Source organism: Phocaeicola coprophilus DSM 18228 = JCM 13818, assembly GCF_000157915.1.
GTDB lineage: Bacteria > Bacteroidota > Bacteroidia > Bacteroidales > Bacteroidaceae > Phocaeicola > Phocaeicola coprophilus.
The window spans coordinates 91,690-102,949 of sequence record NZ_EQ973635.1; the positions used below are offsets into that span (position 1 = coordinate 91,690).

4 protein-coding genes and 1 pseudogene are annotated in these 11,260 nt (G+C 50.8%); all 5 read right to left on the reverse strand.

Translation table 11 applies throughout. The annotated features are described in order from the left end of the window. Window positions 1-274: 274 nt before the first annotated feature. Window positions 275-1,487, reverse strand: a pseudogene (locus tag BACCOPRO_RS05000) (site-specific integrase). Window positions 1,488-1,554: 67 nt separating this feature from the next. Beyond that, a complete protein-coding gene (locus BACCOPRO_RS05005) occupies window positions 1,555-7,296 on the reverse strand; it encodes a helicase-like domain-containing protein (RefSeq protein WP_008141545.1) in 5,742 nt (1,913 codons plus the stop codon). After that, window positions 7,286-7,738, reverse strand: coding sequence for a DUF1896 domain-containing protein (locus tag BACCOPRO_RS05010; protein WP_008141546.1), 453 nt, complete (start codon window positions 7,736-7,738; stop codon window positions 7,286-7,288). The genes BACCOPRO_RS05005 and BACCOPRO_RS05010 overlap by 11 nt, the downstream gene beginning before the upstream one ends. 167 nt (window positions 7,739-7,905) lie before the next feature. Beyond that, window positions 7,906-9,996, reverse strand: coding sequence for a type IA DNA topoisomerase (locus tag BACCOPRO_RS05015; RefSeq protein ID WP_008141550.1), 2,091 nt, complete (start codon window positions 9,994-9,996; stop codon window positions 7,906-7,908). A gap of 62 nt (window positions 9,997-10,058) precedes the next feature. Then, a partial coding sequence (locus tag BACCOPRO_RS05020; protein WP_008141552.1) for a DUF3945 domain-containing protein occupies window positions 10,059-11,260 on the reverse strand: 1,202 nt, incomplete at its 5' end.

Consider the following 11,260-nt stretch of genomic DNA (forward strand, 5'->3'; position numbering starts at 1 on the left):
GGTATTATAATTCGTCCTCAATCATTTGATTTTCAGTTCAAACCATGTACATCTCCTATAAGCAGATGTATCCTTAAAATAATTTGTTGATTTCAAGCGCAATTGCACAATTAATGACCACTTAAGGAATGGATATTGTGTACTATTTTAATCACAGTTAGGGTGTTATCTTGATTTTTTTCAGCGAAAAATCTTTGTTATTTGAGGGTATTTTGCTAATTTTGCGCCCGAAAAAAACATCTGCTTATAGGAGATTGACATGTGAGGAATGTTACTATTTGCCTTTCCGGACAAACTCCAGTATCATTCTATTGGCGTCATCTATTTTATTGGCGTTCAATGACGAAAGGTATATTCTTGTTGTTTTTTCGGAATCGTGTCCTAATCCTTCACTTATGACTGAAATGGGGATATTGTTGTTATAAGCAATATTTGCCCATGAATGGCGTGCAACATACAAGGTCAATGGTAATTCAAGCCCTAAAAGTTGCCCTATTTCTTGAAGATTCCGATTGACATTATGTATTTTTGAAAGGTACTGTTTTCGTTCGTTTGTACCGATTCCTGTAATTATCGGTAGTAAATAGGGGGAGTTGTCTGTGTCATACTTGTCAACGATATGTTGCATACAATTTTCCCAATGAATGAAAAGTTGTTGTCCGCTTTTTTGTCGTTTGTATGACAATATTCCATTCTTGAGATCTTTCTTTTTAAGAAAGGCCATGTCCACAAACGACATACCTCGTGTATAGAAGGAGAATAAAAACATATCGCGTGCAAAATCATAACGCCGAATATCAGAAAAATCCAGCATCATGATTCGGTGTATGCTATTGACATCAATAGCCCTTTTGATAGTCTTATCCATCCCTGTGAACACATTCTTGAAAGGATTGGTATTCATAACAAGCCCTTTATCAACAGCGCGGTTATAAATGGCTCGTAAAATGCCCATATAGAATGAAGATGTGTTTTTTTTTCAATCCAAGCGTCTTTATAATATACGTTTCATAGGCTTCTACTATTTCGGAGTCTAATTCTCCGATAAATAAATCTCGCCCGTTTCTAAAACGCATGAAGCTGTTTAGCGTATTATTATACGTTTCAGCTGTCCGTGTTTTTCCTATTGTATTCAATGATGCGATTACATTTTTTGTAAATGTGAAGAGAGTGTCATATTGTCTTTCGGGTGACATATATGCTTTGATGATGTCTTCGGCTGTATATGTCTGAAGAGTTTGTTCCAATACCTTTATTATATAGCGTATCCTTTTCTCTTTCTCTGCAAGTTCTATTTTCAAATCCTTGATGTATTCCTCTCTGCTTGGTGTCACTATATGAATGTCACCGGAGTTCCATTCTGCCTCAAACAATTTGCAACCGGTTTTTATCTGCTTGATTACACGGGCTTGTGTTACCTGATACACCAATACACCTTCTTTTCCGGGTATAGATGAGGGGCGAAATTTTAATTTAATTGTTGCCATATTTCCAGCTTTTAGATTATTGATAAAATTGAAGGGGAATCCAATTTGGACACCCCTCCAAAATATATCATAATTGTAACCTGGATTTTGGAAATACTTGATTTGTTCTTAACTCTGAGATGTTTTTTTCAACATCATCGTTCTTTTTTTCAGTGACTTCGGGCTTCGTCGGTGCAAGTTCCAGTTGTATCTTCCGGTCGAGGGCGGCAAGTTCGGATTTCAGTTGTCTCAGCTCGTCCTCCTTCTTCCAGACCTTGCCCGCTATCGCCTGCAGCTGTGGTATCTCCTTTTTCAGCACCTCGTTCTTCGCCTTGTACTGGTCAATGGCGGAGGGTATCTTCTCCAAGGCGTTGAGGAAGTTGCGTGCCGCCACCACGGGGTCAGCCATCGCCAGATGCCCGTTGTTGTAGGTGTACTTGTAGTTGCCCTCCACCACGAAGCGGTTGTCGGTGAACTCCAGTCCGTCCCTCATCATCCGTTCGCTGATGACCTTGACGGGGAAACCGTAGATTTCACCGACAGGCTTGTAAAGCCCGCCTGTGGCGGCATTCTTGGCTATCTCCTGCAAATGCTTACCTATTACCTTTTCATCGGCAGAATCTACCCCGTCCACTTTCAGCATATTCAAACGGTTCCCGTCCTTGTCCGTCTTCGCGGCAGCGGCAAACCTGTCCCAGTCCTTCGTCATGGCTTCGACAATCGCCGTGTTGTTGCGCAGTTCGCCCGTTTTGGACTCTAACTTGAACTCCGAATCGCGCTTACCCTTGTTGAACGACTTGCGTTCCCCTTCGAGCGAGGCGATACGCTTGTCCAACTTCGCTTTGTCAAGCAGGTCGGTATTGCCGGAAAGCAATGCCATATACTCCGAAAAGTTCATGCCCGATTTCTCGTCCATAGCCCCCTCGTCGATGGTACGCGCGCCCATAGCCCCGCTTTTGAGCTGCGAGATGAACGTCTGCTTGCAGTGCAGCAGGTTGAACTTGTAGCTGTCCAGCGACTTTTCCACCGCATAGATGATTACATCCACATTGTTCCCGGCGAAGTGCTTGGCTATCTCGTTTCCGGCTCTAACTCCGCGTCCGTCACGCTGTTGCAGGTCGGACGGTCGCCACGGCGTATCCAAATGATGGATGGCGACACACCTTTTCTGTGCATTCACGCCCGTTCCAAGCATGGAGGTAGAGCCAAACAACACGCGCACCGTCCCGGCATTCATGGCGTCTATCACCGCCTTGCGAGCCTTGTCAGTCTTGCATTCCTGAATGAAGCGCACTTCGCTTGCCGGTATGCCGTAGTCCTCCGTCAGCTTCCGCTTTATCTCGCTGTACACGTTCCACCCGTCGCCCGGCTGGTACGTCCCCAAATCAGAGAATACGAACTGCGTTCCCTTGTGCGCGTCGTATTTATGGTAATACTCCGTTATCATCTTGGCGCAGTGGCTCGCCTTGTTGTCGGGATGGTCTTCGTAATTGGGGTCTATCATACGCATATCCAAAGCCATCTTCCGCGCGTAGTCAGTGGCGATGAGCATTTTCGCCTTTTCCTCCGTTTCCGAGAGCGGCATCCTGCCCAGCAGGGTGGCGTCGCCAGTCTTGGCAAACTCCATCAGTTGTTTGATGAAATACTCTTGGTCGGGCGTAGGCGGTATATTGTGCAGTATCTCGTTTTTGCTCGGACGGTCCACACCCACATCCTCCGCCGTGCGGTAATCGGTGATTTCGTTGTAGAAGGCGGCAAGCTCTGGTACTTTGATGAAGTAGCGGAAACGCTCTTTTTGCACCACATTGTTCGTTACATTGAACTCAAAGTCGGTCGTCTTCTTTGCAAAAATCGCCGCCCATGCGTCGAAGCACCGAATATCCTGCCGTTCCAGTTCCTTCGGGCGCAGATACTTGAAGAGCAGGTACAATTCCGTCAGGCTGTTGGAAATGGTTGTGCCGGACAGGAACGTAGCCCCCAAGTCCTTGCCCGTGCGCTCCTGTATGGTGCGTATGGCAAAGAGCATATTCAGGGCTTTCTGGCTTCCCTCCGAGTTTCCCAACCCCGCCACACGGTCATGTCGGGTGTTGAAAGTCAAGTTCTTAAATTGGTGGCTCTCGTCTATGAAAATGTGGTCGATGCCCATCTGCTTGAAGTCCACCACGTCATCCGTGCGCGACTTGATGGCGTGTTCCACTTTCTCTAACTTTGCCACAAGGTTGTGCTTGCGCTTCTCCAATCCTTTCAGCATCGCCCGCGACACGTTCTTGCCTTGCTGCCGCAAGACTTCGAGGTTTTCCTCCACCGTGTCAAGCTCCGCTTGCAGGATGCGCTGTTGCAACTCCGGTGACTGCGGAATCTTGCCGAACTGGTCGTGCGACATGATGACGCAATCGTAGTCGTTGTTCTTGATGTTGTTGAAGAAACGCACGCGGTTGGCGGTCGAAAAGTCCTTTTCCGAAGCGTAGAGGATACGGGCATTCGGATATGCCGCCTGATAGGTGGCGGCAATCTCCGCCACGTTCGCCTTCAAGCCGATAATCATCGGCTTATGCGCCAAGTTCAGACGCTTCATCTCATGCGCTGCAATGCACATTATCAGCGTCTTACCTGTTCCGACTTCATGGTCGCATATTCCGCCGCCGTTCTGTTTTATCATCCAGACGCAATCCTTCTGCGACGGATAAACGCTTTGAATACCACGGCTTGCCAATCCTTTCAGATTGAGGTCGGGAAACGTCTGGTGCGAGCCGTCATACTTCGGGCGCACGAAACAGTTGAACTTGCGGTTATACATCGTTGTCAGCCGTTCTTTGAACTGTGGCGACTGCTCTTCCAGCCATTCCGAGAACCCGTTGCGTATCTCGTCTATCTTGGCGTTGGCAAGCTGTATGCCCTCACTGTCACGCACCTTAATGTCATTGCCATTCTCGTCCTTACCGATAGACTTCATCATGTCAGGGCAGGTGTTGTGCAGGGCGTGTTTCAACAGGTGCATACCGTCATAGTTCCGGTAATAGCCCTTCACTAAGAACTCGTCCGTGATCTTCATGGTGCGGTAGCCGCACGCCACGGAAAACTCGTCCATGCTGGCGGAATAGGCGATTTTCACGTCCGTGTCGAAAAGATGGCTCATGTAGGCGGCATACACGCCCGTGGGAATCCAGCGTTCACCGAAGTTGAAGTCGAGGTCTTCAAAGGCGATACGCTGCGGTTCGGCTTCCTTCAAAGCCTCCAAAGCCTGTTTCACTTCCGGCAATCTTTCGTTTTCGGGATTACCGCCTATCCATGCCTCTATGCGCTCCGCCTTCTCTATCACGTTCCCCGCGATGAAGCGGTCTTTAATCTCGTAACCGGTTACGAGCGGATTGTAGAAGATACGACCTTTGAGGGCATTGAGAAGCTCCTCTTCCGTACTGTCTGTTATCCCCCGCATATAGCCGAGATTGACCGTACCGTACTTGTTGAGCGATGCGGACAAGGCTTCTTCGGGAGAGCCGACGTTGGCATGGTTCTCCACCGAGAAGGAAACGGGACGGTCGAAGATGTCCGCCTTGACGAACTTGCCGTCCTCCGCACGTTCCAGCGAAAGGATGTCGCGCCCTCCGGCATCCATCATTACTAACTTCACGTTCTGTTTGGCATTGAGGTTGCCATAACGCATGACAAACTCGTCGTAACAGGTGTTCAGGTGTTCACGCCAAGGTACATTTTCCTCACGTCTGTTCGATTCATAGCGGTACAACCGCTCGTATGCGTCACGGAGCGATACATACAGCAACGCTTTCTCTTTCTGATAACCGGTTAGTCCAAGCGGCTGGAAGGTTGCACCGTAGGGAGTAATGTCCTTCAGATAACCGATGTCGCGTGCCCTGTTTGCCACCAGCGACCCTTCACGCAGGTGCATTTCCGGCGTGCGGTGATAGGGACGCGGCGTAAGGTCGGGGGCTTCCTCCTTCGGCTTTTCCGTTTCAAATTCCGGGAATAGTGAAGCGGTTGCTTTCTCACTTGGGCTATTGTCCGTAATAGGAACGGGAGTTGCCTCCGGCTGTGCTTCGGGTTGTTTTGCTGCTTCCTTTTGCTCCGGTTTGTTATCCGACGAAGGCACAAAGGCAGGATTCATCGTGTCCTTGATACCCGACTTTTTCAGTTGTTCCTGTCTGTGCCGTTCCGCTTCAAGCCGTAGAGCCTTGCGCCGTTCCGGTGTCAGGCTCATCATCGTTTCATAGAAGCCGTTGATGGGTGGATTGGTGTCCCAGTCCAAAGTGGCATAAATATCTTCAGGGTCGCTTTGCTTCCCTGCACTTTCCGGCTTTGCCTTCTTGCTTTCGGTTGCAGGCTTGACGGATTCAACAGGAGGAACTGCCATAATCGGCGGTTTCGGTTTAGGAATAGCACGCTTTGCCTTGTTTTCCTTTTTGGTTGCCTTTTTCTTTTTGGCAGGTTCTTCTATGGGCATACCCCAAAGGTCAAGCAGAGTGAGCTGAACGGCATTTGAATGATTCGTCTGGCGTGGCTCAATCTCCGGCTTCTCGTCTATGGGTTGAACTTTCGGTTTCTCCGCTTCTGTGATAAAAACATTAGCGGTAGAAGTCACCGCTTCTACTTTCGGAGACGGCTGTACTTCCACATTCATACTTTTATCCGTACTTTCCGTTTGCGTCGGATGCAGGCTATGTCTTTCGTAGAGTTCCCTGTTGAGTTGGTGCAGTTCTATTTTCAGATGTTCCCGTAAGTCTTCCGCCAATTGTACGGTATCGCCTCTGTGCATGAGCTTATAGGCAGGCTTTCCGTAAGGGTCGGTACTTTTGGTTAAATCCGTGTGGGAAAGCGAACCGATGCTCCATACATACCCATTTACGGAAGTGCCGATAGGGGTCTGTTCTGTTTGCACAAAAAGTTTCTCATTATAATACAGTTTCCCGTTCTTTCCGCTGTTCTTTTGCAGAATAATCAAATCACTGCCCACCTCCGTACCCGCATTTTCCGTAAAGAGGTTGTTCGGCAGACGGGCAACACCCACCAGATTGGCGTGGTTCATCATATACTCGCGTATGGGCGCATTGGTCGGGGCATCCAACACCCCCTGCGAGGTAATGAACGCCACGATTCCGCCTTCACGCACCGCATCAAGGCTTTTCAGAAAGAAATAGTTGTGTATCGTCTTGGATGCCGACCGTCTTGCCATGTCATGACTGTTGGTAAATTCCGGGTCGAACACCGCCACATCACCAAAGGGGATATTGGATATAGCCAGATCAAAATGGTTCATGAACGGCTTTTCAATTTTCTCGTACCCCTGTATCCTTACTTTCTGGTCGGGATGCAGGTGTTTCAATATCTTGCCCGTCATCAGGTCTTTCTCAAAAGCCATGATGTCCGCGTCCGGCTTGTTCTCTAATACGGCATCCACAAATGCGCCAACGCCTGCCGATGGTTCCAGTACCCGGTCGGGGCGTATGCCGTGTTCATGCAGCACGTCCGCAATAGTGCCTGTTATCTCCGGCGGAGTATAGAAAGCGGTCAGAACGGATTGCTTCATAGCATCCATGTACCGCTTATACTCCGTATCGTCTTTTGTATTCTCCCGTAGTAACTTGTGCAGTTCCACGGTAGGGGCAAACAGTTCGAGGTCGGATTTCGCCCAATGGACGGCATCCGTCAGTTCCTTTGCTGGGTTCAGTATGCACTTCAGTCCACCGAAACCGCAATAACGCTCCAACAAGAGCCTTTCGCGTGCGGTGGGGGTGCGTTGTTCCCTGTCAAGGACGAATGCCGTCCGTATCGCCTCGATGTTGTCCCGCAACCTTTGTTTGCGGTTAAACGCCATATTCCTCTATATAAAGGACGACAGCCCCCGTCAGCTCCGTGTAGAGCAGGTCATAATCGGGCGACAGGGCGAAATTGTCATCCGAAAGGTCATAAATGGAGAATACGTTTCCGACAAGCGGCAGCAGTTTTCGGGTAAAGGATTCACGCTCCGCTTCCGGCACGTCGTCGGCAAACTCGTTCTCTACGACTTCGCGCAGGATGGCGTACTTGGAGTAGCGAAGCCCCTCCGTCAGCGTGCGCATAGCCAATTCCTGCGCACCTGCGGCGGGATAGCCTTCGAGCATTGCCCGTTCATACGTTCCGGCGGCACGGTCGGCGCGTTCACGGATGAAGGCTTCGTCGGTCGCCTGTTCAAATCTGTTTGTTCGGAGATAGTCTAGCAGGTACAGACCGTAGTAGGAAAAGTCGGTCTGCCCCTCGTTTTTCTTCTTGTTGTTCATTACTTTGGAATTTAGTGGATTGGTAAATCATGACCGGGATAATTGTCTGAAAGGAGAAAGAAAAGGCACTCGGTATCCCTCCGAGTGCCACCACTAAATCCAAAGCATGAGTGTAATCCGGTATCGAAGAACAGTTCATTACTCTGAATCAGTGGCAAAGTTACTCATTATTTTCTTCTTCTCGCAGAGGTTGCCTTACTTTTCCTTTCGGGGAACACGAAAGTCGTGTTGTAGTCCCCGTCAAAGGCAACCACGGCATCGAAACTCTTGCCCTGCTTGCTCTTGAAACCTTTGAGCAGTTTCGTGTGTCCGTCGGTGAGCAGGTCTTTGATTTCGTCATCGGTGAGGGTACGGTTTGCCTTCAGGCGGAACACGGGCAGCCCGCACTCCGCGTTGTCGCAGCGGACGACCTTGCCGTAGAACTGCATACTGCCCGTCCCGCACTTGGGACACTTGCAGCCGGAATCCCTGCGGGCGAACAGTTTGTCGCACGAGAGCAGTTCGGAGGTAATCTCCTTTGTGTACGCCTCTATCTCCTTGCGGAAGGTATCGGCGAGCAGTTCCCCGCGCTCGATGCGTGCCAGTTCCTTCTCCCATTCACCCGTCATGGCGACGTCGGCGATGAGCATCGTCTTCACGACCGAGTAGAGGGCAAGCCCTTTTTCGGTGGGTACAAGCGACTTCTTGCAACGTTCCATGTAACCGCGTTTGAAAAGCGTTTCGATGATGGCTGCACGGGTGGCAGGCGTGCCGATGCCGCAATCCTTCAATGCCTGACGCAGCGCGTCGTCCTCTATCTCCTTGCCAGCCGTTTCCATTGCGGACAGCAGGGAGGCTTCGGTATGCAGCGGCTTAGGCTTGGTCTTACCTTCCGTGATGGAGGCGGCTTTCAGTGCCAGCCTATCGTCTTCCTGCCAGCCGGGTATGATGGTCTCCTCTTTCTCTTCCTCGCCATAGACTGCACGCCACCCGACTTGCCTGATAACACTGCCTTTCACCACGAACTCCGCTCCGGCACACTCCGCCGTAACAGTAGCGGTGTCTTTGACGCATTTTTCAGAGAAAGCCTCAATCATGCGTCCGGCAATCATCTGATAGACGGTATTATCTTCTTTGGAGAGGAACAGCGGTTTCTCGCCCGTGACGAGTAGGGCATGGTGGTCTGTTACCTTGCCGCCGTCCACGCTGCGGCGTGTCGGCACTGCCTTCGGATTGACTTTGTCTTTCCATTCGGGCAGGTTGCCGATGAAGGCGAGCAACTTGGGAATTTCCACGAACACGTCTTCGGGGATGTAGCGGCTTCCGGTTCTCGGATAGGTGATAAGTTTCTTCTCGTAGAGCTTCTGCGCGATTTCGAGTGTCTGCTCCGCTGTGAAGCCGTGTTTGGCGTTGGCCTCCTTCTGGAGCGTGGTCAGGTCGTACAGGAGCGGAGTGTCCTCTATCTTCTCCTTGCGCTCCGCTTTCGTGACGGTGGCTGTGCCTGCTTCCTTTACTTTATTATATAATTCCGTCGCAGGCTCTTTCTCTTTCCATTTCTCGGAGGACGAGAATTTCACGGTATCACCGTTGCCTCCGTCTGCGGCGATATGGAGCTGCCAGAACGGTTCTACCGTGAAACGGCGGTTCTCCCAGTAACGTGCGCATACCATCGCCAGCGTAGGTGTCTGTACCCGTCCGACGGAATATGTGCCGTGTCCGGCGGCGATGGAGAGTGCCTGCGTGCCGTTGATGCCCACAAGCCAGTCGGATTCGCTCCGTGCTTTGGCGGCAAGGTAGAGGTTGTCGTATTTGTCGCCCGCTTCGAGGTTGCGCAGTCCCTCACGGATAGCCTTGTCGGTAAGCGAGCTTATCCAAAGGCGCACGAAAGGAGTGGTACATCCGATATAGTGGTAGAGGTAGCGGAAGATAAGCTCACCTTCGCGTCCGGCATCGGTCGCCACGATGATCTGCTCGCTTTCCTTGAAAAGACGGGCGATGATTTTTATCTGCGACACCACGCCGCTGTCGGACTTGTAGCCTTTCTCTGTCTTTTCCTGACGGGGAATGAGCGTGAAGGTTCCGGGGATGACGGGCAGGTTACCACGGACGAAACCACGTATGCCGTAGCCGTCGGGCATGGCAAGCTGGACGAGGTGTCCGAATGCCCATGTCACGGCATAGCCGCCTCCCTCGAAATATCCTTCCTCTCTTTTTGTCGCGCCCACGATGCGGGCGATTTCACGTGCCACGGATGGCTTTTCTGCAATGATTGTCTTCATGTTTTCTTACTTTTTAGTGATACTTTGGATTCTATTTTGGATTTAGTGGTGGACACGGGAGATTACATCTTCATGCCCTTGTTGTTTTTCTTCTGTGGTTTCTCCTGCTGCTGTTGCTGTTTGTCGTCCTTCGGAGCGGTCTGTCCCTTCTGCAACGGCTCTTTCAGGTTCTTGGTCGCCTCGTTGGTCTTGCCCTCGCTGTTCACCGCCACCTGTGTGCGGCTTTCGTTGGAGGGGGCTACCTTCTGTGCGTTGTCAGGATTGGTGTCGTAGCGATAAGGACGACCCTTCTCCGGGTTGAACTTGATATACATCGTGGCATGGAAACCCTGTTTGTCTGTCACGTTCTCCAGCTTTATCGCCTTACCCGCTGCATAATCGGCTTTCTGCTGGTCGGTGAAGTTCATGCCGCTCCATTTGCTGATGGGGCGGATGCTGCCGTCGGCGTTCGTCCACGTGTTGCGGCGTTGCTCTTTCTGTGGGGCTGCGGAATTTTCCATGCCCTGAGCCTGTCCTTGTGTGAGATTGTTCTTGGCTTCCTGCGTCTGGGCAGTACGCGGCGACCTGCCGGTTCCCGGTACGAACTCCACGCCTCGCTGCTCTACATTCACTTGAAGAGTGGTGACGAATTTCCTGCCGTCGTTGCGCTCAATAAGTTTGTCGCGCACGGGCAGCCCGGCACGCAGCATATCCTGTTCCTGTTTGGTGATTTCCGTCTTTCCGATGCGCTCCGGTATGCGCACTTTGTTTGCTGGTATGTCCGTGATTTCATTTGTCTTGCGGTCTATGCTGATGAACGAGGGGATGATTTCACCCGTTTCCTTGTCCACGATGTCCACGACCCTGCCGAGATTGCCCGTTTCGCGCAGGTTCTTACGGTCTTCGTCCGAAAACTTGTGTTCCTTGTACTCGTCGAGTTTCTGCTCCTTGCGGATGAAGTGCGGCACGAGGCTGACATTGCCTTCACCGTCTTTCTTAAAGGAAAGGCGGGCGTCCAGTTCAAAAGCCTCGCCGCCAAACTTGGGCGACACTTTTACCAAATCGGATTTGCCGTAATTGAGCATTTTGGTAAGGTCGCCGGACTTTTCAAGGTCATCGCGTTTCACGCCCCATTTCTCTTCCAGCTCCTGCCAGTTGATTTTGCTCTCGTCGATGGGCTGGTAGCCCCGTCTGCCCTGTGCCTGTTGTTGCGGGCTTTCCTGATTCTGTTCCTGCTTCTTTTCCATTTCTTCCTGTTTTTGGGTTTCTTTGGGTTGCTCTTCCT

Coding starts and splice junctions, on each gene's coding strand:
- BACCOPRO_RS05005 (WP_008141545.1), bottom strand. CDS start 7,296: ATGGCGTTTAACCGCAAACAAAGGTTGCGGGACAACATCGAGGCGATA.
- BACCOPRO_RS05010 (WP_008141546.1), bottom strand. CDS start 7,738: ATGAACAACAAGAAGAAAAACGAGGGGCAGACCGACTTTTCCTACTAC.
- BACCOPRO_RS05015 (WP_008141550.1), bottom strand. CDS start 9,996: ATGAAGACAATCATTGCAGAAAAGCCATCCGTGGCACGTGAAATCGCC.